We start from the raw sequence: 21,100 nt of genomic DNA on the forward strand, positions 1-21,100 counted from the left end.
TTCCGGCAGCATCGCGGTATTGTCAAACAATTTGTGGACTAGCTGGGGCCGGGCCGTGCTTTCCGTGCCTTATTGTCAGGCTTGACGCGCGCCGCGGACGGCGGACTCGCCTCCAGCTGGCGACGGGTGATCATGACGATCATGCGAGCGCTGGCTTCGGCGATCTCCGGCTCGCGCGCCTTGATCGCCGAGACCATCAGGCGGTGCGCCGACCGGGACTGCTCCTCGACATGAGGCGCGGTCTCCAGCAGCAGCCGCTGCTGCCAGATGGCCAGGTTTCCGACCTGGACCAGCATGCGATAGGCAAGGTCGCTCCCCGACTTGGCGCCCACGTACTGGCCGATCGCGAAGGATCGCTTGTCCTTCTCGGCCTGAGAAAAGCCGGCCCCGACGGCCTCCTCGAGGTGGGCCATGAGTTCGTCCAGGCGGGCGAACCCGCTTTCCGGGCACCGCTGCGCCGCCCAGTAGGCGCAACGGCCGTAGGTCTCTTCCAGCAGGCTGAAGATATCGAGCAGCTCGGAACGGCTGACCTCGGCCACCTTCGCGCCCTTCCAGGGCTCGATCTCGACAAAGCCGGCGTAGGCCACATTGCGCAGCGCCTCGCGAACCGACGCCCTGCTGACGCCATGGCGGGCCGCGATCTCCTGCTCCCGCAGTCGTGAGCCCGGGGGGTGCATGTTGGCGATGATCTCGCGGATCAGCGTCAGCGAGAGGCGCGCGTCGAGCGGCAGCTCACTCTTTCGGCCATTTCGCGCACCGGCGACCTCGTCAGCCATGATTTTCCCTCCATGACGACCCGCGCCGGATGATCCTCTGTCAGACAATTCTCGACATCGCGCAACCGCCCGTGGCGCCGCGCTCCGCCGCGCTCAGGCTCTCGCCCGTCGGAATCCCCCGCTGATTTGCGCGTCTGGAAAATGTTTGCCTCGGTTGCGATCCGCTTGCTGGTCGAGACTGCGTTGCTTCTGATCGCCAGGTGGGGACCAGCGCGTTCAGGTAGATCGAAACATGCCTTGTAATTCCGTCTGGCGAGACGGTATGGCCTAGCGCACCATGGAGACCAGTCGATGACCATTAGAACGCGCGTGGCGCCGTCGCCCACAGGCGACCCCCACGTCGGCACAGCCTACGTCGCTCTGATGAACTACCTGTTCGCCAAGAAGAATGGTGGCCAGTTCCTGCTGCGAATTGAGGACACCGACAGGACCCGCAGCTCGCTGGAGTCGGAAGCTGTCATCCTCAGGTCCCTGCGCTGGCTGGGTCTGTCATGGGACGAAGGGCCGGACGTCGGCGGCCCACATGGTCCCTACAGACAGAGCGATAGGGGGCACATCTACCGCGAGCATGCGGACCAGCTTCTGGAAAGCGGCCATGCTTTCCGGTGCTTCTGCACGGCGGCCCGCCTTGACGCCTTGCGTCAGAGCCAGCGCGCCGCCGGTCTTCCGACACACTACGATGGTCTGTGCGCCCGACTGCCGGCGGCCGAAGTGATCGCGAGGGTCGCGGCCGGCGAGCCTCATGTCGTGCGCATGAAGGTTCCGACCGAAGGCGTCTGCCGGTTCGAGGATATGGCCCGGGGCGTTATCGAGATCGCCTGGAACACCGTGGACATGCAGATCCTGCTGAAATCGGATGGCATGCCAACCTACCACCTGGCCAACGTGGTCGATGACCACCTGATGGAGATCACCCACGTCATACGAGGCGAGGAGTGGATATCTTCGGCGCCAAAGCACCAACTGCTCTACAGCTATTTCGGCTGGGGGATGCCGAAGCTGTTTCACCTTCCGCTTCTGCGAAATCCGGACCGCAGCAAGCTCTCGAAGCGCAAGAACCCGACGAGCATCCTTTACTACGAGCGGATGGGCTATCTCCCGCAGGCGCTGACGAACTTCCTTGGCCTTTCAGCGACATCAAGTTCCGAAGGCGAGGAACTGATGGACAGCGCGGCCCTCATCGAGGGGTTCGATATCGCGAATATTACCCTGGGTGGTCCCATATTCGATGTCGCCAAGCTTGACTGGCTGAACGGTCGCTACCTGCGAGAGGCCCTGTCAGCGGACGCGTTCACGGAGGCCGTCGCGGCCTGGGCGTTCAATCCGACCTACCTGAACCAGGTTGCCGAGATGGCCAAGACGCGCATAACGCGCCTCAGCGATCTGGGCCCCACCGCCGCCTTCCTGTTTGCCGGCCGGCTCGGCCTGACGGCCGATCAGCTGGGCGATGGCAAGGTCGCTCGGGAAAGCCTGGTCATGGCCTTCCACCTCTCGACCGTGGGCTTCGACCGACTGCCGGCCTGGACCTCGGCGGAAGTCGAGCGGATTCTGCGCGAGGTGGCGACCGTCATCGACGTCAAGTTCAAGGACTTCGTCCGCCACATGTTCATCGCCATCACGGGTCGGCCCCAGTCTCTGCCCCTGTTTCAATCGATGGAGTTGCTGGGGCGCGATATCTGCCGCGAGCGGCTGCGAGAAGCGATCGCGACGCTGGGTGGCGCCACCGAAGGTCAACGCAAGGCCTGGACGGCTCGCTGGGACGAGGCCGCGCGTGAGGAGGTCGTCGAGTCCTGAGGTCATCCGGCGACGATCCCTCTACGCGTTCTCCAGCAGAACAGCGGCCTGTCCGGCCAAATCAAGGAGGGTCATCGCGCCCTTGTCCTTCAAAGCCGGCACGATGGTCCATAGAGCCGCTCTTTGACCCTCTGTGAGGATTTGGCCTCGGCCGGCCAGGGTCTCGGCCACGAGAGCGGCCAGGCGATCATCGTCAGCCTGCCGGAGATAATGGCCGTTGATCAGATTCAGCTTCTCGATGTCCAACTGACCTGGGGCGCGATCAATGTCGGCGATGTCGAACCATTTGATCGCCTCCGCGTCTGAGAAAATTTCCCCGCCGGCGTGGCTCCAGCCCAGCTGGGTCAAATAGTTCCGCAAGGCTTCCGGCAAGTAGCCAAGCCGGGCCAGCTCGCCGACTGTCGGGGCCCTGTGGCGCTTGGAGAGCTTGATGCCGTCAGCGTCGTGGATGCCTGGCAGGTGGGCGAACAGCGGCGCCTCCCACCCGAAGGCCTGATAGATCAAAGACTGGCGGACGGCGTTGCTCAGGTGGTCCTCGCCGCGGATGACATGGGTGATCCCCATGTCGTGATCATCAACGACAACAGCCAGATTGTAGGTTGATACACCGTCGGAACGCAGAAGCACCTGGTCTTCCAGGTCCCGATTTTGGAGGCTGACCCGGCCCTGGATATGATCCTCGACAACCGTAGTCCCGGTCAGCGGACTTTTGAGGCGGACAACGTAGGGCATGGCTTCTGCCTTGGGCCCCGGAGTCCTGTCGCGCCAAGGTGAGCGCAGGGCGTGACCGGCCGCGTGGGCATCAAGTCTTGCCGTCGCGGTCTCGTCCGGCGTCATCCAGCACCGATAGGCTCCGCCCGAAGCCAGAAGGTCCTCCACTGCTTTTCGGTGGCGGTCCGCGCGGGCGGATTGAAAGGTCGGCGACTCGTCAGGCTCGATGCCCAGCCAACTGAGACCCTCAAAAATGGTCCGTACACTGGCCGTTTCTGGACCCTCTGGCCCTTTATCCTCGATTCGCAACAAGAACCGGCCGCCGCAATGACGCGCGAACAGATAGTTGAACAGGGCCGTTCTCGCGGTCACGATATCCATGGAGCCGATCGGCGAGGGTGCGAACCGGGTGACGACACCAAAGGGAACTGGTCGCTGCGACATGGCGTCGGCTATAGCGCCAGAGAGGTGTGGATTACCACGCTGCTCTGCCGCATTCGCCAGACGGGGACAGAACCTCGACGGGCCCGCACGAGCATCGTCAAACACAGCGCGGGCTTGCCGCGAGTCTCAAGTCAAAGACAGGTTTGCGTCGGACCGCCCGCACCGCCACCGACTCGTGGCCTAGTTTCCCGTCAACCGACGAAACAGGGCCTCATCGGCCATCTGGTCGCCGCCGGCCCCCAGCGCCCGCACATGGTCCGCATAGGTGTCCTGCGCCTCGCTTGACGCCTTCAGCAAGTCGAGCGCCGCCTCGCCCAAGGTCGTCGGCCAGGCGGTGAAATCCGGGCCGTGACGGTCAAGATGCCTTTCGAAGTCCGTGATGGTCATCGGGCGAGATCTTCTTCTCTCTGCGCACCTGTTCGCGGAGCGCCTGGCGACCGCGCTTGAGGAAGGCGCGGACCGACGGCTCGGTGGCGTCCATCATGACGCAAATCTGTTCGATCGTCTGGTCCTCGAAATAGAACAGTTGCAGCGCCCGCTTCTGGTTGTCGGGCAGGCGGGCGACGGCGGCGCGCAGCCGGGCGGCCAGCTGGTTATCCTCCATGCGCAGATGCTGCTCGCCGTCGCCGAAGTCGTCCTGCGCGGCGTCCAGCGAGCGGACGAGGACGTCGGGCGCCTCGGGACGGGCCTTCAGGCGGCGACGGTGGTCGATCGCCTTGTTGACCCCCACCCGGTAGATCCAGGTCGAGAACTTCGCCTCGCCCGGCGTCCAGCCGTCCTGGCGATTCCAGAGGGTGAGGAAGACGTCCTGCACCACATCCTCGGCCTCATGCTCGTCGCCAACGATGTTGCGGGCCATGCGGCGCAGCATGCCGGCATGCCTGTCGATCAGGATGCGCAGGGCGAAATGGTTGCCCAGCCTGAATAACGCATAGAGCCGGTCGTCGGAAAGATCCGACGTCGCATCGACTGTTTCAGCAACCTTGAGGACATACGTCATGAATTGAACCGCGATGACAAACCCTGATGGTTCAATCAATGCATTGACCGTGCCATGTTTCTTTAGACGTTACATTTGAAACACCAGTGTAATTACTGATTAACCACGATGTTTTCAGTTTCCCCCCGAAATGATCTACACAACATTTGAACAGACTCGATCATTTCCTGAAACGCACCGGACACATCCCGCTGGGACAGGATTCGCCCCAGTCGGCGGGAAAGGCCCCGGTAGTAGGCAAGAAGCGCCTGGCCGGCCGGACCGGCCAGCTTGAAGTCCAGCTTGCAGATCAGGGCGGTCAGCATCCGGCCGCAGGCCTCGGTGTGGCTGCACATGCGGTCCAGCGCCTTCGCCTCGTAGGCCAGCCGGGCCTGGTGCAGGTCGCCCAGCATGGCCTCGTGGACGCGCAACAGGACCTGGCGCGGACCGGCGGTCTGCAGGCTGGCGGTGCGATAGGCGCCGAGCGCGCGCCGGTAGGGGTCAGCTGTCACTGTCTGTGTTCCCGAGGATCGCTTTGATCTGTTGCTGGAGGAGCTTGGCGGCTTCCATCTGGGTCTCCATGGCGGCGTATTTGTTGATCAGCACCTGCCGGTAGTTCTCGGCGTCGGATCGGATCTTCCCGGCCCGGGTCTGCAGATCTTCATCGATCGTCTGCAGCGACTCGACCCGGGTTTGCAGCAGGCCGCCGGCGTCGTCGGTGTAGGCGTCCAGCTGGTTGACGAGGAGGTCGGCCAGGCCCTGGGTGATGGTCACGTCGATCGAGCGGCTGGTCGTGCCGCCGAGCGCGAAGGTCAGGCCTTCATAGATGGCGCCCTCGGCGCCGATGATGCGGCTGCCGGAAATGGTGAACAGGCCGCTCTGGCCACCCACGGTGACGCCGGTGATCGCGCCGTCGTCGCCGACGGTGATATCGAGGGTGAAGTCGAGCGACTGGCTGGAGGTGTTGGCCAGCAGCTTCAGGGTCGAGTCGGAGGTCTTGACCTGGGTCTCGAAGAGGGCCTGGAAGGCGTCGGCGTCGGACAGAATGGCGTTGTTGAGCGCCGTCTCGTCGCTGAGCACCAGCTGGTTGGACTCGTTCATGGTGATGCCCAGGTCGAACAGGCTGGCGATATCCCCCTCGCCTCTTGTCCCGATCAGGGCGCTGAGCGACTGGCTCATGCTGCGCAGGGTGCTGTCGCCGAACAGCACGGCGTCGGCCGAGACGGCGCCGTCGGACTCCACGGCCTGCTGGGTGGTGATGTAGTCGCGCAGGGCGTTGTAGGCGGTGATGAAGTCGGTGACGGCGGTCTTCACCGAAGCGTAGTCGGGGGTGATGGCCAGGGTGATGGTCGCGCCCTCGGTGGCCGCTTCCAGCGACAGGCTGACCCCCGGGATGACGTCCGTCAGCTCGTTGGACGAGCGGCTGATCTCGATGCCGTCGAGGGTGATGATGGCCGGCCGCGCCTGCTGGATCACATCGGCGAAGGCCCCATCGTCGCCGGTCAGGCCGATACCGGCCAGGATATCGTCGCCTTCGGTGCTGGCGCCGACGATGGCGACGTTGGAGTCGGTGGCGGTCAGAACCAGGCGGTAGGCGGAGTCCGAGACCTTGATCAGGGTGGCGTTGACGCCGGTGTCGTCGGAGACCGCCGACAAGGCGTCGGCAAGGTCCTCGAGGGTCATGTCCTCGGTGATGGTGATGGAGGCGGCCTCGCCGCCCTCGACGCCAAGGGTGAAGGTTCCCGACAGGCCCAGCGCCGCGGACGCGTCGGCGGCCGGGGCGGCGACCTTCATGGCCTTGGCCAACTGGGTGACAGTCAGGGCGTATTGGCCGACGCTGGCCTCGCCATCGACGTCGACGGCGAGATAGTCGGTGGCGGTCGAACCGTCCGAGGCGGTCAGGGAAGCGGCCTTCTCGTCGAAGGCGTTGCCTGAGCCGAGCGCGCTGTAGGTGGTCGACTTGAGGCTTTCCAGGGCGTCCGAAACGGCGGTCCCAAGCGCCTGCAGCTTCTGGTAGGCGGCGATCTTCGCCTCGTTGACCTCGACCTGGGCGTCGATGGTGTCAGCGCGCGCGGTCTTCTGGGCGACGGCGGCCTCGACCAGCGAATCGGTGTCGAGCCCGGAGACGGTCGAGGAGACATAGCTCGACGATCCGGTGGTCACGACGGACGCGCTGCTGGTGCTGGAAACGCTCATGATCGGTGGTCCAAAAAGCTGATGGCGCGCAGGCGCCCCTGCTCCCGCGCGCCGACGCCCGCTGCTACTGCAGCAGCTTGAGCAGCTGCTGCTGCACCGAGTTGGCCTGGCTCAGGGCCGAGATGGCGGCCTGGGTCATGGTCGAGGCGTTGGTATAGTTGGTCTGCTCGGAGGCCAGATCGACGTCCATGATCGAGGACTCGGCCTCCTGCAGGCTCTCCAGCGAGCTGTCGACGACGTTGCCCCGGTACTCGAAGCGCGACATCGAGGCGCCGACATTGGCGCGCATTTCCGAAACCGTGGAGATGGCGGTTTCCAGCGCCGTCATGGCGTCGGCGGCGGTGGCGGCCGTCGTCACGTCGGAGCCGTCGATGCCGAGGTCGGTGAGGTTGGCGGCGTCGAGGGTGACGGTGATGGTCTCCGTGGCGGTCGCCCCGACCAGGAAGTCGGCCCCGGCTGCGTAGTCGCTGGCGCCGTCCAGCAGCGTCTTGCCGTTGAAGTTGGTGGTGGTGACGATGCTGTCGATTTCCTCGAGCAGCTGTTGGTACTCGGCGTCGATGTAGGTGCGGTCGGCGTCTTCCAGCGAGCCCGACTGGGCCTGGGCCGTCAGGGCCTTCATGCGTTCGAGGATGTCGGAGACCTGGCTGAGGGCGCCGTCGGCGGTGTTCAGCACCGACTGGCCCTGGGTGATGTTGGTGGCGGCCTGGTTCAGCACCGCCACGTCGGCGGCCATGGTCGTACCGATGGCCAGGCCCGAGGCGTCGTCCGAGGCCGACTGGATGCGCTGACCGCTGGAGATCTTCGACAGGGACTCGGTCTGGGCCGCCGAGTTGGCGTTCAGGTAGCGCAGGGCCGTGTTGGCCGCGATGTTGGTCGAGATGACAGGCATGGAGGGTCCGCTTCTGGCTGTGTGTGACCCCGGCCGGCTGCTCCGCCCGGGGCGAGCCGGTTTTCTCCGGGCTCAATTGCTGGAACGGGACGGGCCGGCGGAATGGGGCGGAGAAAATTCGGGCGGCCGCCGAAATTTTCGCCGCCCCATCGGCGAGCCTCGCTCCGTTGAACCTCTGAAGCGGCCATGCGGGCCGCGCCCCGAGGGCCTCAACGCCGATGACTTCCGTGACCACAGCGGCCGCCGCCAGCCTCGCCGCCTCGACCAGCACGACCAGCACGACCAGCAGTTCATCGACGACGGCCGCGGCCGCCTCGCAGCAGATGGACGATTTCCTGCAGATCCTGATGACCCAGCTGCAGACCCAGAACCCGCTCGATCCGATGGACACGGCCGAGTTCACCAGCCAGCTGGTCAGCTACAGCCAGCTTGAGCAGCAGCTCAACACCAACACCACGCTGGAAAACCTGGCGGCCAAGCTCGGCCAGCTGACCTCGATGTCGTCGCTCTCCTACCTGGGGGCCACGACCGAGATCGACAGCGCCACCGCCCCGGTGCAGGACGGCGAGGTCAGCTGGTCCTACAGCCTGGACGGCGCGGCCGCCTCGACGACGCTGACCGTCACCGACGCCGACGGCGAGGTGGTGTGGAGCGGGACCGGCGACACCGCCTCGGGCAGCCACAGCCTCGATCTGTCGCTCGACGACCTCTCTGGCGTCTCCGAGGGCGAGGCGCTGACCCTGACGGTCACCGCCGTCGATGCCAGCGGGACGAGCGTCGCCTCGACCATCACGGCCTTCGCCACCCCGACCTCGGTGAGCTCCAGCAGCGACGGCTCGACCTACACCGCCGGCGACCTGACCTGGGCCGACGCCGACATCCTGAAAATCCACGACAGCGCCAAGAGCTGAGCAGACCCATGAGCCTTTCAGCAGCCCTCTCCGCCGCCGTCTCCAGCCTCAGCGCCCAGAGCGTCGCCCTGGCGGCCATTTCCGAGAACATCGCCAACAGCTCGACCACCGCCTACAAGGTCAAGGGCACGAGCTTCGAGGCCGTGCTCAGCGGGGTGATGTCGTCCGGTTCCGGCGCCAGCACCTCGGGCGTCAAGGCCCAGACCAGCCAGGCCATGCTGGTCCAGGGGACCATCGCCTCGACCTCGGTCGACACCAACATGGCGATCAGCGGCAGCGGCTACTTCGTGGTTTCCGACGACCCGGCCGCCGGCGCCTCGGCCACGGCCTACAGCCGCAACGGCAGTTTCACCACCGACAGCGACGGCCTGCTGGTCAACAGCGAGGGCTACTACCTGATGGGGTACGCCACCGAGGCGGACGGGACGCTGAGCGGCAGCAAGACGCTGAGCAACCTGACCGCCATCGACGTCAGCGCCATCACCAGCCCGGCCCAGGCCACGTCCACCGCGAGTCTGGCCGCCAACCTGCCCTCCAACGCCGCCATTGGCGACAGCTTCACCTCCAGCACCGAAATCTTCGACAGCCTCGGCAACTCGCACAATCTCGAAGAGACCTGGACCAAGACCGCCGAGAACAGCTGGACCCTCACCCTGTCCGATCCGACCTCGGCCAGCGATTCCACCACCGCGACCGGCACGGTCAGTCCCAGCAGCTTCACCCTGACCTTCAACGAGTCCGGCTCCCTGGCCTCGGTCTCGCCGTCGACGACCGACGATGCCGCGGCTATCGCCTTCACCGTCGACTTCTCGACCGGCGCCGCCGACGCTGCCATCACCATGGACCTGGGCTCCATCGGCGGCGTCGATGGCCTGACCCAGTATTCCGACACCTCCTCGGACATCGATATCGAGGTCAACCAGGCCAGCCAGGACGGCTACGCGGCAGGCTCGCTGACCGGCATCAGCATCGGGGACACGGGCCTGGTCACCGCCACCTTCGAGAACGGCGCCAGCCGGGCCATCTACCAGATACCGCTTGCCACCTTCACCAACGACGACGGCCTGAGCCAGGTCAGCGGCACCATCTACAAGGCCACCACCCAGGCGGGCCTGCTGAAGCTGTCCCTGCCGGGCGACGGCGGCGGCAGCCTGGTGACCAGCGCCCTGGAAGGCTCGACCACCGACACCTCCACCGAATTCAACAAGATGATCATCGCCCAGCAGGCCTATTCGGCAGCCAGCCAGGTGGTCACCACAGCCAACAGCATGTTCGACACGCTGCTGCAGGCGGTGCGCTGATCATGGGCCGGATCCATCGCCTGATCGCCCGCGCCGCCACCGTGCGCGGCGAGGACGCGGCCCCGGTCATCGCCTCGATCGACGAGGCGCGGGCGGTGGCCAACGACATCGCGCGGGCGCTGAATGCGCTGGACGGGCGCGAGCGGTTCCTTCTGCAGACAGGCCTGGCCGATCTGGAGCGGGCGCTGCGCGACGAGGTCGCGGGGCTCGAGAACCGAGCGCGGGAAACCCGGGAGGAAATCTCCCGTGTGACCCGCGGGCTGAACGCCGCCCGCGCCTACGGCCGTCCCACGCACGGACGGCCGAAGGGCTAGGCGATGTCGCTGGCCTCGATCATCACCAGCGCCTCGACGGCGCTGCGCAACACCCAGTACGCCACCTCGGTGGCCGGCCAGAACGTCGCCAACGCCGACGCCGCCGGCTATACCACCAAGACCTACACGGCCACGGCCACGACGGCCGGGGTGTCGCTGGCCACGGGCACGCTGACCCGGGCGGCGAGCGTCTATCTCCTCAAGAGCATCGTTTCGGGTTCGGCGGCGGCCGGCTCGGCCAGCGTCGTCGACAGCTATATGCAGCTCTACGACGCCGCCCTCGGCCAGGTGAACGACGGCGGCGATCTGTCCAGTCTGACCACCGCCTTCCAGACCGCCCTGACCGACCTGGCCTCGTCCCAGACCAGCGCCACGCGCACCGCCGTGGTCTCGGCGGCCGGCGACCTGGCCGATTCGCTCAACGGCCTGTCGGCGGAAATCCAGAGCCTGCGCACCCAGGCCGACCAGGACATCGCGACCGCCGTCGGGGAGGTCAACAGGGCGCTGCAGTCCCTGCAGGGGATCAACGACCAGATCGTCCAGGCCACCGCGGCCGGGGGCGACACCGCCACCCTGTTCGACGCCCGCGACCAGGCGCTGACCACCCTGTCAGGCTTGATGGGCGTCACCTATTTCGTCAGCTCGGACGGTCGCGCCAACGTCTACACCACAAGCGGCGAACAGCTGGTCGGCAGCCAGGCGGCCACCCTCAACTACGCGGCCGCCGGCAAGCTGGGGGCCGAGGCGACCTATCCCGAGACGCTCGGCGGCATCACCCTGAACGGCAGGGACATCACCGCCGGGATCGCCAGCGGCAGCCTGGGCGGACTGATCAGCCTGCGCGACGATAGTCTGGTCGAGGAACAGGACGCCCTAGACGCCTTCGCCGCCGCCCTGATCGCCCAGGTCAACGCCGCCGCCGCCGACGGCTCGGCCTATCCGCCGCCGACCAGCCTGACCGGGGCGACGACTTTGGCCGGCGGCGATGCGATCACCGCCAGCGGCTCGGTGCGGATCTCGTTGCTGGCTTCGGACGGAACGGTCAGCAGCAGCGCCGACCTCGACCTGTCGTCAGTGTCCACCGTCGCCGGTCTGGTGAGCCTGCTGAACGGCGTCAGCGGGGTGAGCGCCAGCCTGGACGACTCCGGCAAGATCGTGATCGCCAGCAGCAACGGGACCAGCGGCATCGCGCTGGGGGCCCTGGACAGCGACGTCGGCGGCCAGAGCCTGGCGGCCTTCCTCGGCCTCAACGCGGTGTTTACCGGCGACGACGCCGGCGCCATCGGCGTCAGCAGCGCGCTCACCAGGAACGCCGGCCTGCTGGTCACAGGCGTCTTGACCGAGACGGGCCTGGCGTCCGGCAATTCCGACGCCGTCACCGCCTTGTCGGCGGCCCTGGACAGCGACATCGGCTTTGCCGAGGCTGGCGGTCTGTCGGCGCGGCGCAGCAGCCTGGCGGACTATGCGACCGACTTCGTCTCCAATGCCGCGGGCCGGGTATCGACGGCGTCGAGCGCGGCGACGCGGACCAGTTCTGTTCTGGAGTACAGCACCTCGGCCCTGACCAACCTGACCGGCGTGAACCTCGACGAACAGACGGCGCTGATGACCCAGCTGCAGAACCAGTACCAGGTTACCGCCCAGCTGATCACCACGGCCCGGTCGATGTTCGACAGCCTGCTGTCGATGATGAACTGATGATCGGCCGCATCGCCACCTTCGCGAACAGTTCGAGCCTGATGGCGTCCGGCCTGTCGCTGCAGGCCAAGTTGGCCGAGGCGCAGGCCCAGCAGGCCAGCAGCCTGAAGGCCAGCACCTATGGAGGCCTTTCGGGCGACGCCGGCAAGGTGCTGTCGCTGACCGGCAGGACCGCCCGGCTGGAGGCCGAAAGCACGGCGGCGACGGCGGCCGTCTCCATCATGGAACAGAGCTACAGCGTGCTGGGCGAGATCACCGACCTGGCCACCACCATCCGCGCCGAGCTGTCCTCGCGGATGAGCGCCACCGCCGACCTCACCGATCTGGCCTCCCTGGCCGACGACTGGCTGACCACCCTGGGCGAACTGCTCAACAGCAAGGCCGGCGACAGCTATCTGTTCAGCGGCCAGGCCGCCGACCGCGCGGCCGTCGACCTGACCACGCTCGACTTCACCGATGAGACCAGCACGGACTATTTCAAGGGTGCGTCGGCGCCGATGAGCTTCACCACGGCTACGGGCCGAAGCATCGCCCTGTCGGTCAGCGCCGATGGCGATGGCTTCCAGAGCATGATCCGGGCGCTGAGCCTGCTGACCACCGCCAGCACATCGACCGAGGTTTCAACCGCCTACGACCTCCTGAGCGACGGTCTCACCGCCGTGGCGGCCGACCAGGAGGCGCTGTCGGCGCGGACCAGCGCCTTGAGCGACTACCAAGCCCGGATGGACACCCAGGCCGGCGTGCTCGAGGCCATGACCACCGAACTGGCCGGCGCGGATCTCGCCGAGGCGACGGTCAAGGTGACCAACTATCAGACGCAGCTGGAGACGCTGTATTCGACCCTGTCGGCGCTCTCGAAGGTCAAGCTGATCGACTACCTCTAGAGACCGCGCTGCAGCTTGCCGAGCAGCGCCGTGCGGTTGAGGTGCGGAGAAAGAATGCCGCCGGACTGCCCACTCCGCCATTGCCCGGCGAAACCTGCTTTGAGTCGCCCGACCTTGCTCAACGCGCCCAGTCGGGCTGACGACGTCATTCGGCTAACGGTTGCAACTTGGGTACATTTTACCTTAGACTGTGACTCCAGCCGGGACCGTCAGGGGCACCATGCGCGGCTACCCGTACGCCTTCTACGTCGCGCTGGATGGCAATGGCGCCAATGGCCTCGAAGGCATGGCCGGGATGTGCCTGTTCCACTACGACCCGGCCACCGGCGGCTTCGCCTGGAAGGTGACCTACTACGACGGCGTCGCGGCGGGTCACGCCTGTTCCGTCAACCCGTCCGGCACGGTGGGCTTTCTGGGTAACGCCGGGCAGCACCTGATGTTCTTCGACGCCGCCACGCTCGACGAGGTGGCGCGGGTATCCACCCTGCGATTCGAAACTCCCGACACCTCGCTGCAGGGCAGCACCCACCTGGCCTGGCTGGACGACCGTCGCTTCATCACGGCCATCGGCCGTCATTTCTGGCGGTTCTCGCTCGACGACCTGGAAAACCCCGAGCAGCTCGAGCCGCACGGCGTCCGCCTGCCCCATGCGATGAAGCTGTCGGCCTCCGGCCGTTACCTCTGCTACGGGGCGATGGACGACCCCAGCCGCGGGCGCCGCGGCGAGGCCCGGCACGTCGGGGTCCGCGACATGGAGACCGGCGAGGTCACCGTCATCAAGCTGCCGACCACCTGCTGGCACATTCTGCCGCACAGGACCGAGGAGGTGTTCTACGCCATCTCCTTCCGCGTCGCGCCGATGGACCGGGTCGATTATCACGAGTGGGGCATGGCCTATCTCAAGGAGTATGTCTTCGAGATCGATCTGGCGACCAAACGGGTTCGGCGTCACTGGGCGACCGGGCGCGAGACCCCGGCGCACATCAACTCGGACATCACCATGTCCAACGATGAGCTGATCTTCTGCAACGGCGGCAGCCAGTCGATCCTGTTCCTGGACCTGGGCGACATGGCCAGGTACCGGATCATCGACGAGCGGCCCGATGTCGCCGCCCTGGCCCAGAGGCCGCGCGAGGTGGCGACCCAGGCCTACGACGTCCTGGCGCGCGGCAATCTGTTCGGCAATTCACAACACATCCTGGGGGCGCTGCGCGTCAGCCGCTTCTCGCTGCTGGACTCGGTCTACGCCTGCCAGCTGTCGGCCGACCAGCGGCTGCTGTTCACCGCCAACCGCGGGCTGAACCACATCAGCATCTACGACTATCCCTCCAACACCCTGCGCCTGCGGGCGCCGATGCCGGACATCCAGGAGTTCGCTCCCGAAGTCTCGCCGCTGTCGGACCCGCGGCTGGGGTTCCATCACGGGGTGCTGGTCGGCTGATCGCCCTGCTCCAGCAGCTCGCCGATAGCCTCGACCGTCTTGCGGAAATTCCTCGGAATGATGGTGCCGATCAGCATCTCGACGGCGGACGAGGCCGGCGCCCGCCAGGCCAGCGGCACGCTCAACAGGGCGCTGGGGTCGATATCGAGCTGGCCCTCGAACTGAGCGCGGGTGCCCCGCCCGCCCATGGCCGGTTCGAAGCGGGTGACGCCTCGACAGTCGATCGCCTCGCCCATGAAATAGGGCTCGATCCGCCAGCGGCAGGCGCTTAGGTCGGCCTCCCATTCGGCATGGTCCAGCCAGCCCAGCTTGTCCCTGGTGACGACATTGCCCAGGGCCGGCGGCAGGGTGGGATTGACTCGCCACTCGTTGACCAGGGCGATGCCGCCGTCGGGGCTCTCGATGCGCCGAACCATGTCGATCCGCTCGACATGCTCCAGCGACGGGGCGACCTTCGACATCAGGTCGCGCACGGCCAGGGCGACATCCCGGGGCGGGTGGCGCAGGCCCACCAGACAGCGGAAGTCCTTCATGCCGCCGCCCCGCATTTCAACGACGCCTCGGCCTCGCTGGCCGCTCGCCGCGCCTCATGCACCTCGCGCGCCAGCCGCATGCTGGCCCGGGTCTCGCGCGAGATGTGGGGCCCGGGCGACAGCCACGCCAGGGCGTCGGCCAGGGCGTCGCGGGCCGGGCGCGGGCTGTAGCCGAGGGCGGCGGCCCGGGCATGGCTGTACCAATAGTAGCGGCCGACCATCCGGGCCTGGGCGCGGGTGGCCAGGGGCGTCGATCCGGTCAGCCGGGCGCGGGCCTCCTCGGCCAGGGCCAGGCCCAGGCAGGCGACGGCGCTGGCCTCGCCGCGCGGCGGCGGCACGCCGGCCAGTTGGGCGACCAAGGCATGGATGCGGCTCCAGGTCAGATTCTCGGAACCCAGCAGGTAGCGTTCGCCCGGCGTCCCGTGGCGCGCCAGGAGCAGGTGGCCGGCGGCGATGTCGCGCACCGAGACGATGTTGCAGCCGCCGCCCCAGGTCAGGCTCAACGGATCGGCCAGGTAGCTGGTGATCACCCCGTTGCTGGGGCCAAGGCTGGCGCCGAACGGACCCACGCTCATGGTCGGGCAGGCGAAGACGATCTCCACGCCCAACCTGCCGGCGAGCAGCAGAGCCTCTCGCTCCTGGCTGATCTTGGCCAGCACATAGGCCGGCTCGTCGGGGTCGTCCTGGCAGGTGAAGGTCTCGTCGCGAACCTCCTGCCGGGTCGAGGCGCCCAGCGTCACCGAGGATGAGGTCATCACCACCCGCCTGACGCCGGCTGTGGCGGCCGCTCGCAGGACATTGGCGCTGCCCTCGATGGCCGTGCGCGCCATGGCCCCGGGCTCATGGCCCCAGTAGCTGAAGGCCACGGCGGTGTGGAAGACGACCTCCTGCCCCGCCATGGCCGGCTCCAGCGAATCCGGATCGAGGACGTCCCCGAAGGCCAGCGTGATCGGCAGGGCGGCGATCGACTCGATATCGGCGGCCGGGCGCACGAAGGCCGTGACCGTCAGGCCCTGGCGCAGCAGCTCGCGCACCAGGTTGGCCCCGATCAGGCCATTGGCGCCGGTGACCAGGGCCCTCATGACCGCGTCCCGGCGTCGATGTCGGCGGCGTGGCGCAGGTCGCGCAACAGGCCCGCGACCCTGGCCGGCACGGCGCCGCGCGCCGCCTGCGCCGAGGTCGCGCCGTCGAAGTGCCGAAAGCCGTCGGCGTCGATGCGCACCGGCTCGGGCCGCCCGCCCGGGGCCGGCGGGAAGGCGTTCTTCAGCATGGCCGCCAGATCGAGGGCGCCGCCCTCCTGAACCTTGCGGGCCAGTTCGGTCAGTCGCTCGACCGGCAGCGGTTCGCCCTCCGCCGCGTCCGACCACGGCCGACCGATGCGCACGTCACGGCCCTCCGCGACGGCCTCGAGGTTGGCGAAGGTGCGCTTGAAGAAGCGGGCGTAGGCCTCGCTGACCAAGGTCCGCTTGAGGTCCGGCGTCAGCTGCGCGTCGATGGCCGACCACAGGGGCGACAGGCGGAAATGCTGCCGGCCCCAGATGGTCACCAGGGTGTCCTCGCCCACGGCCTCGAACGTGACGACGCCGTCGTCGGCCAAGGCCGACTGGTTCTCGCTCTTGACCGTCTTCCAGAACATCCGCTGGCGGCGCGGGCCGTACTCCATTGCCTCGATCTTGGTGACGTCGATGGTCACGCCGCCACCGAGCGCCGTGTAGTTGGGCTGCGGCAGGTAGAGGTTGCGCTCGATCTGGCGCAGCGCCCGGCCCTGCTTGTCGCGGGCGGTGACCAGGGCCTGGCCGCCGATGTAGTCGTTCATAAACTGGATCGTGCGGTGGATCTCGACGGCCTGGCAGAACAGGTCGAACGGCAGGGCGATGCGCCGGGCGCCGTCAAACAGCACCGCGCCGTCGTCGAAACGCCAGCGAATGCCCTCGGCGTCGGCCCGCAGGCCCCGCAGCAGGTCGGCCTGGGGCAGCAGTTCGCCGGCCAGGGCGTCGTACTCGCCGTCGCTGACGGCCTCCGGGTCGATGTTCACCGGCGCCTCGCGGCGCCGCAGGGCGTCCTTGTCGAACAGCACCCCCCAGGCCTCGCCGGCCTTGCCGACCTCGGCCAGCCAGAGATTGACCAGGGTCAGCAGGCCGCCGTCGAGGTTGACCGCGTCCTGGCCGCCGGTGTCGGTCAGGGCGTTGTTCAGCCAGTCGGTGGCCGGGTCGCGGAACGGGAACAGTTCCCGGTCGACCTGCTGCAGCACCGGCCGGATCGAGCGGTCGGCCTCGACGAAGCCGCGCCGGGCGGCGGTGGAGGCCAGCAGGGCCGGATCGACGTTGACCCAGCCCTCATAGGGCTCCAGCGGCCCCAGCATGCGCAGCCCCGGCGCCTGGCGGGCCTGTCGCAGGCTGGGCGCGGCGAGTGTGGAGACGAAGGGGTCGAGGCCCATCTTCAAGGCCCCCAGATAGTCGGCCAGGGCCGGCGTCGAGGCGCCGATGACCGCCCCGGTGCGCAGGGCCCGAGGATCGCGGCCGCCGCCGGAGCCATGGCCGCTGACCACGGCGTCGATGAAGGCGAAGTGCGGCGGGGCCGCCGCGGCCAGGGCGGCGACCACTGCGCCCGGATCGCGGCGGTGGCGGTAGTGGTAGTCCTTGTCGACCTGCGGCAGCACGCTGGCCAGCGTCGCCAGGCAGAGGGCGTAGCCGTCGTCCTCGTCGGTGCGGTTGGCCGAGAACACCAGCCGCAGCCCGGCCTCGCGCCAGCGGCGCGACAGCCCGGCGCCGGCCAGCGGGCTGGTCAGCGGGAAGGCTCCCGGCTCGGCGTCCTCGGCCAGGTCGATGACATCGTAGGGGCGGCCCCTGGGGGTCTCGTAGCGGTAGCCAAGCAGGTCGGCGGCGACGAAAACGTCGCGATTCTCCAGCCAGACGGCGGCGGTCCCGCGGGTCGAGCCGACATCGGCGCTGGTCGCACCCAGGTCGAACAACAGGTCCAGAAGGTGCTCGACAAGGGCCGGATCCGTGGCGGCCGGGGACCCCGCCGCATAGGCGTCCAGGGCCGGGACGACGATGGCCGCGCAGTCTCCGGTCGCCTCGAGGGCGTGGGCGATCAGCGCCGCGGCCGTCGTCCGGAAGCCCGAAAGGGCGATGGCCCGGTCGAGCAGTTCCGCCCCGGAGGCGCGGGGATCCTGCACGACCACGGCGACGGGCGCCCGCATCGACGCATCAGGCGGCATCGAGGACCGTCAAGCGGATCCGCAGGACCATCTCATCGAAGCCGGAGATGGCCACGTTGGCGGTGTAGCTTTCACCGGCCTTGAAGGCCTTGGCCTTCAGCGCCACCGACACCCGCACGGCCTGCTCGACCCCCGCCGGCAGGGTGAAGGAGGCGGGATCGAAACTGGCGGTGGCCGGCGACTCGCCGGCCGAGCCCATGAAACGCGAGGCCAGGAAAGTCAGCTGCGCGTCGCTCTGATGCGGATTGCTCAGGTAGAACTCCGTCGCCGCCACCCCGCCGAGGGGGCCGGAAATCTCGATGTCCTGGATCGGCGAGGCCTGCCGGCCCAGGTTCGCGGGACTGGCGGTTGCGGAACCCGCCCGGCCGGCCACGGCGGAGGCGTAGTCGGTGGCCAGGCTGACGGCGTCGGCCGGATAGCGCACGGCCTCCTCCGCCGCCAGCTTGAGCAGGGCCCCGGCCGCCGCGGCACTGCTGGACCGGCCCGATCCGTAGTCGGCCAGGATGCGGCCATAGCTCTGGACCGCCGCCAGCCGCAGCGTGGCCCAGCGGCGGGCCAGGCTGGCCGTCACCTCGGCGAGCGTCGGCGTTCCCCCCTCCGGCGTCATCTCAGCAGCAACCGCAGCTGCAGTTCACGCGGTGCGCCCCGCAGTCGCGCGGCAGGATGGCGAGGGCCAGACGCACCGAACGGATGTCGCAGCCCTGGATGCGCAGGTCGGCGTAGGACACCAGGCAGCGGTCCAGCTCCATCTCCCGCTCAATCGGCTGGTGCTGGGCGGGGCCGGCCGCAACGTCCGAATGAAGCTGTCTGACCTCGACGGCGAGGGAGACATGGGCCGCGCCGCAGGGCTCGAGCTTGAATTCGCGGTCCGAAAGGACATCGCCGGAAATCTCCAGCCCGGGATGGACGCGGGTCCAGCTCGACAGATCGAGCTGGATGTCGCGCGCCCGCCGACGGGGGTTTTCGATGATCAGCGACAGGATGCGGCGCTCGCCGGGGCGGACCTCGACGACCATGTCGGCGTCGGACACGCAGCAACGGCAACCGCAGGGATCAGGGCCGCAATGGCCGCAACGGTCCGGGTCCCGATGGTCGGGATTCCAGCGGTCGAGGCTCCAGAAGTCGCGGCCCCAGCGGCCGGGCCGCCAGCGATCAGGGCTCCAGTCGTCGCGATGCTCGCCGTGCTCGGGGCCGGCGCGACCGCCGTCGAAGCGGCGCACGGGCGCGAGGTCGAGGAACTCATCGACGCCGTTGCGCCAGGTCTCATAGGCGTCCGCCCAGGGCTGCAGGGCCTGCCGCGCCAGACTGTCGAGATCGAGCTCACGGGCCGGACGCCGATAGGAGGTTGTCTGGTTCATGCCGCTTTTTCCTGTTTTCGCGGCTTGGCCTTGCCTGGAAGTCCGGGCTTGGCGGCCGTCACGATGACGAGGTGGAGATCGGTCCCATAGACCGGGGCGAAGACGTGGTAGCGGGCCACCGGCGACAGCTCGTCCGGCAGGGTGACCGTCAGCGGTTCGGTGCGCAGCGCGCCGACCTCCAGCCGCGTCGGGCCGTTCGGCATGTCCAGATCGATCCGGCCGACCTCCGCCAGGGAGGGCGTCTCGACCAGTCCGAGGGCGCGGTTGAAGATCTGCCCCAGCGCGTCGGCGCCTTCCGACGGGTGCTCCAGCCGCTGCGGCGACAGCGGGACTTCTTCACCCAGCGGGTAACTGCCGACCAGATCGAGAGTCAGGGGCGTGTTGCCGCGGTTCTCGAAGGCGACCATCAGGGTCTGCCGCCGCCCAAGGCTGGCGTCGACCAGAAGCGGCGCGGGCCGGATCGACAGCGCCGTGCGCTCGAGGACGTCGATCTCCACGGGACGGACCAGATCGCCGACCTTGATCTCCCCCCGATAATGGCCCGGCGGGGTCAAGGGATCGAGCCGCAGCCGCAGCTGCGTGCTGCTGGTCGCCCTGGGTCCGACGATCATCTGAAAGGGCGCCGGCTCGAGGCGCAGAGACAGGCCGCTGGCCTCCGATCGGACCTCGACCAGCGAGGCGTCGGCGATCCGCACCGTCTTGGCCGAGGCGTTGTGGACGGTGACGGGGATCTTCAGGGAACTCGCCGAGCCCGACAGGGCGAGGACCTCGCCGGCCGGCCAATCGACGAGGTCGACCTTGCTCACCGCCCTATCCGCCGAGCCGGATGCGCAGGCCGCCGCCTTCGGGCCGAACCGTGGCGCGGTCGTCATGGTCATGGCGGTCGCGATGGTGATGGTCAGCCTGACTGTAGTCGATGGTCTGATGACGGGCGTCGCGCCGCTCGCCCTGGCCGCCGATGGCGTGGCGGGTCGGCAGATGGCGATGCGGATCGGCGCTGACCACGTGGGTGCGGGCCGGCGGCTCGCCGACCGTCACCTGGGCCTCGCCGTCGAGGGTCAGGCCGAAGACCTCGACCCCCAGCACGGTCAGGCCGATGCGTTGGCGGTTGGGCAGGCAGATGCGCGTCGGCGGCAACGGCCCGAGCGACAGCCGCAGGCACTGGTCAAGGACCACCGGCTGCAGGTCGATATGGGACCGGGACTCGGTGCGGATCGGGTCGGGAATGGTGAAGGAGGTTCGGATGACCTCCGGCACCGACAGGGTGAGCTTGGAGTCCGTATCGAGATCGACCGCCACTTCGAGTGGCGCGATCGCCAGCTTGCCGTCGACCTTTACGTCGTCGAGGCCCTGGACGACCAGGTTCGCGGTGCTGTTGCTATCGACCGTCGCGGCGCTGTTGACCGTGATCGGGTCGTAGAGGATTTCCAGATCGGCCACGGTTGTGCTCCACCCTCGGCGCGAGCCACAATCTATACACGAACCAAGGCGGAATGCCTACTCAGGTTTTCGTCGGCTCCCTGGACGGCGCGACGGAGATCTGTTGATGGCCGCCCGGCCCTTCCGCGCCAATGGCCCGAGGCCGTGATGCGCGTCACGGCGCGAGCCTTCCCAGCGCGCCATCCTTCACCGTCGCCCGATCGGGACGATC

General features: G+C 67.9%; 21 protein-coding genes. 7 read left to right on the forward strand and 14 right to left on the reverse strand.

Annotated features, from left to right (window positions below; genetic code table 11):
* Window positions 1-38: 38 nt before the first annotated feature.
* A complete protein-coding gene (locus O5I81_RS18075) occupies window positions 39-776 on the reverse strand; it encodes a GntR family transcriptional regulator (protein ID WP_271066252.1) in 738 nt (245 codons plus the stop codon).
* 291 nt (window positions 777-1,067) lie between these two features.
* Between O5I81_RS18075 and gltX (O5I81_RS18080) the strand changes: the two genes are divergently transcribed.
* The gene (gene gltX / locus O5I81_RS18080; RefSeq protein ID WP_271066253.1) at window positions 1,068-2,570 is read left to right on the forward strand and encodes a glutamate--tRNA ligase; all 1,503 of its coding nucleotides are present in this window, start codon (window positions 1,068-1,070) and stop codon (window positions 2,568-2,570) included.
* 21 nt (window positions 2,571-2,591) lie between these two features.
* Here gltX (O5I81_RS18080) and gltX (O5I81_RS18085) read toward each other — a convergent pair whose 3' ends face one another.
* The 6 genes from gltX (O5I81_RS18085) to O5I81_RS18110 form a co-directional block, all read right to left on the reverse strand.
* A complete protein-coding gene (gene gltX, locus O5I81_RS18085) occupies window positions 2,592-3,725 on the reverse strand; it encodes a glutamate--tRNA ligase (RefSeq protein ID WP_271066254.1) in 1,134 nt (377 codons plus the stop codon).
* Between the two features lie 180 nt (window positions 3,726-3,905).
* Window positions 3,906-4,112 (reverse strand): hypothetical protein, encoded by a 207-nt coding sequence (locus O5I81_RS18090; protein WP_271066255.1) that lies wholly within the window; start codon window positions 4,110-4,112, stop codon window positions 3,906-3,908.
* Window positions 4,081-4,725, reverse strand: coding sequence for a sigma-70 family RNA polymerase sigma factor (locus O5I81_RS18095; RefSeq protein WP_271066256.1), 645 nt, complete (start codon window positions 4,723-4,725; stop codon window positions 4,081-4,083). The genes O5I81_RS18090 and O5I81_RS18095 overlap by 32 nt, the downstream gene beginning before the upstream one ends.
* Before the next feature lie 92 nt (window positions 4,726-4,817).
* Window positions 4,818-5,216: a flagellar protein FliS gene (locus O5I81_RS18100; protein ID WP_271066257.1), complete on the reverse strand. Its 399-nt coding sequence runs from the start codon at window positions 5,214-5,216 to the stop codon at window positions 4,818-4,820.
* On the reverse strand, window positions 5,206-6,900 hold the full coding sequence (fliD, locus tag O5I81_RS18105) for a flagellar filament capping protein FliD (protein WP_271066258.1): 1,695 nt from the start codon (window positions 6,898-6,900) through the stop codon (window positions 5,206-5,208). The genes O5I81_RS18100 and fliD overlap by 11 nt, the downstream gene beginning before the upstream one ends.
* Before the next feature lie 64 nt (window positions 6,901-6,964).
* Window positions 6,965-7,789: a flagellin gene (locus tag O5I81_RS18110; protein WP_271066259.1), complete on the reverse strand. Its 825-nt coding sequence runs from the start codon at window positions 7,787-7,789 to the stop codon at window positions 6,965-6,967.
* A gap of 227 nt (window positions 7,790-8,016) precedes the next feature.
* Between O5I81_RS18110 and O5I81_RS18115 the strand changes: the two genes are divergently transcribed.
* The 6 genes from O5I81_RS18115 to O5I81_RS18140 all read left to right on the forward strand — a co-directional run bounded on the left by O5I81_RS18115 (window position 8,017) and on the right by O5I81_RS18140 (window position 14,338).
* Window positions 8,017-8,700, forward strand: coding sequence for a flagellar hook capping FlgD N-terminal domain-containing protein (locus tag O5I81_RS18115; protein WP_271066260.1), 684 nt, complete (start codon window positions 8,017-8,019; stop codon window positions 8,698-8,700).
* Between the two features lie 8 nt (window positions 8,701-8,708).
* Complete coding sequence (flgE, locus tag O5I81_RS18120) at window positions 8,709-10,001, forward strand: flagellar hook protein FlgE (protein WP_271066261.1); 1,293 nt, start codon at window positions 8,709-8,711, stop codon at window positions 9,999-10,001.
* Between the two features lie 2 nt (window positions 10,002-10,003).
* Window positions 10,004-10,315 (forward strand): hypothetical protein, encoded by a 312-nt coding sequence (locus tag O5I81_RS18125; RefSeq protein WP_271066262.1) that lies wholly within the window; start codon window positions 10,004-10,006, stop codon window positions 10,313-10,315.
* A 3-nt stretch (window positions 10,316-10,318) separates the two neighbouring features.
* Window positions 10,319-12,013, forward strand: coding sequence for a flagellar hook-associated protein FlgK (gene flgK / locus O5I81_RS18130; protein ID WP_271066263.1), 1,695 nt, complete (start codon window positions 10,319-10,321; stop codon window positions 12,011-12,013).
* Window positions 12,013-12,897, forward strand: coding sequence for a flagellin (locus tag O5I81_RS18135; protein ID WP_271066264.1), 885 nt, complete (start codon window positions 12,013-12,015; stop codon window positions 12,895-12,897). Before flgK ends, O5I81_RS18135 begins: the two co-directional genes overlap by 1 nt.
* A gap of 220 nt (window positions 12,898-13,117) precedes the next feature.
* Entirely contained in the window at window positions 13,118-14,338 is a 1,221-nt protein-coding gene (locus O5I81_RS18140) for a hypothetical protein (protein WP_271066265.1), read from the forward strand.
* Here O5I81_RS18140 and O5I81_RS18145 read toward each other — a convergent pair.
* From O5I81_RS18145 to O5I81_RS18175, 7 genes are read right to left on the reverse strand one after another with little or no spacing between them, the layout of a single operon-like run.
* Window positions 14,317-14,871: a hypothetical protein gene (locus tag O5I81_RS18145; RefSeq protein WP_271066266.1), complete on the reverse strand. Its 555-nt coding sequence runs from the start codon at window positions 14,869-14,871 to the stop codon at window positions 14,317-14,319. The two genes, O5I81_RS18140 and O5I81_RS18145, sit on opposite strands and share 22 nt — an antisense overlap.
* Complete coding sequence (locus O5I81_RS18150) at window positions 14,868-15,953, reverse strand: NAD-dependent epimerase/dehydratase family protein (RefSeq protein WP_271066267.1); 1,086 nt, start codon at window positions 15,951-15,953, stop codon at window positions 14,868-14,870. The genes O5I81_RS18145 and O5I81_RS18150 overlap by 4 nt, the downstream gene beginning before the upstream one ends.
* Window positions 15,950-18,091, reverse strand: a complete 2,142-nt coding sequence (locus tag O5I81_RS18155) for a DUF362 domain-containing protein (RefSeq protein WP_271066268.1) — start codon at window positions 18,089-18,091, stop codon at window positions 15,950-15,952. Before O5I81_RS18155 ends, O5I81_RS18150 begins: the two co-directional genes overlap by 4 nt.
* On the reverse strand, window positions 18,081-18,698 hold the full coding sequence (locus O5I81_RS18160) for a hypothetical protein (RefSeq protein WP_271066269.1): 618 nt from the start codon (window positions 18,696-18,698) through the stop codon (window positions 18,081-18,083). The genes O5I81_RS18155 and O5I81_RS18160 overlap by 11 nt, the downstream gene beginning before the upstream one ends.
* 1 nt (window position 18,699) lies before the next feature.
* Window positions 18,700-19,449 carry a hypothetical protein gene (locus tag O5I81_RS18165; protein ID WP_271066270.1) on the reverse strand — a complete coding sequence of 250 codons (750 nt, stop codon included), beginning with the start codon at window positions 19,447-19,449 and terminating at the stop codon, window positions 18,700-18,702.
* On the reverse strand, window positions 19,446-20,255 hold the full coding sequence (locus tag O5I81_RS18170) for a hypothetical protein (protein WP_271066271.1): 810 nt from the start codon (window positions 20,253-20,255) through the stop codon (window positions 19,446-19,448). The genes O5I81_RS18165 and O5I81_RS18170 overlap by 4 nt, the downstream gene beginning before the upstream one ends.
* A gap of 4 nt (window positions 20,256-20,259) precedes the next feature.
* Window positions 20,260-20,889 (reverse strand): hypothetical protein, encoded by a 630-nt coding sequence (locus tag O5I81_RS18175; protein WP_271066272.1) that lies wholly within the window; start codon window positions 20,887-20,889, stop codon window positions 20,260-20,262.
* Window positions 20,890-21,100 lie beyond the last annotated feature (211 nt).

This window comes from Caulobacter sp. NIBR1757 (assembly GCF_027912495.1).
Classification (GTDB): Bacteria; Pseudomonadota; Alphaproteobacteria; order Caulobacterales; family Caulobacteraceae; genus Caulobacter.

Coding starts and splice junctions, on each gene's coding strand:
- O5I81_RS18165 (WP_271066270.1), bottom strand. CDS start 19,449: ATGAACCAGACAACCTCCTATCGGCGTCCGGCCCGTGAGCTCGATCTC.
- O5I81_RS18155 (WP_271066268.1), bottom strand. CDS start 18,091: ATGCCGCCTGATGCGTCGATGCGGGCGCCCGTCGCCGTGGTCGTGCAG.
- gltX (WP_271066253.1), top strand. CDS start 1,068: ATGACCATTAGAACGCGCGTGGCGCCGTCGCCCACAGGCGACCCCCAC.
- O5I81_RS18095 (WP_271066256.1), bottom strand. CDS start 4,725: ATGACGTATGTCCTCAAGGTTGCTGAAACAGTCGATGCGACGTCGGAT.
- O5I81_RS18140 (WP_271066265.1), top strand. CDS start 13,118: ATGCGCGGCTACCCGTACGCCTTCTACGTCGCGCTGGATGGCAATGGC.
- flgK (WP_271066263.1), top strand. CDS start 10,319: ATGTCGCTGGCCTCGATCATCACCAGCGCCTCGACGGCGCTGCGCAAC.
- O5I81_RS18110 (WP_271066259.1), bottom strand. CDS start 7,789: ATGCCTGTCATCTCGACCAACATCGCGGCCAACACGGCCCTGCGCTAC.
- O5I81_RS18145 (WP_271066266.1), bottom strand. CDS start 14,871: ATGAAGGACTTCCGCTGTCTGGTGGGCCTGCGCCACCCGCCCCGGGAT.
- flgE (WP_271066261.1), top strand. CDS start 8,709: ATGAGCCTTTCAGCAGCCCTCTCCGCCGCCGTCTCCAGCCTCAGCGCC.
- O5I81_RS18075 (WP_271066252.1), bottom strand. CDS start 776: ATGGCTGACGAGGTCGCCGGTGCGCGAAATGGCCGAAAGAGTGAGCTG.
- O5I81_RS18090 (WP_271066255.1), bottom strand. CDS start 4,112: ATGACCATCACGGACTTCGAAAGGCATCTTGACCGTCACGGCCCGGAT.
- gltX (WP_271066254.1), bottom strand. CDS start 3,725: ATGTCGCAGCGACCAGTTCCCTTTGGTGTCGTCACCCGGTTCGCACCC.
- O5I81_RS18160 (WP_271066269.1), bottom strand. CDS start 18,698: ATGACGCCGGAGGGGGGAACGCCGACGCTCGCCGAGGTGACGGCCAGC.
- O5I81_RS18125 (WP_271066262.1), top strand. CDS start 10,004: ATGGGCCGGATCCATCGCCTGATCGCCCGCGCCGCCACCGTGCGCGGC.
- fliD (WP_271066258.1), bottom strand. CDS start 6,900: ATGAGCGTTTCCAGCACCAGCAGCGCGTCCGTCGTGACCACCGGATCG.
- O5I81_RS18150 (WP_271066267.1), bottom strand. CDS start 15,953: ATGAGGGCCCTGGTCACCGGCGCCAATGGCCTGATCGGGGCCAACCTG.
- O5I81_RS18135 (WP_271066264.1), top strand. CDS start 12,013: ATGATCGGCCGCATCGCCACCTTCGCGAACAGTTCGAGCCTGATGGCG.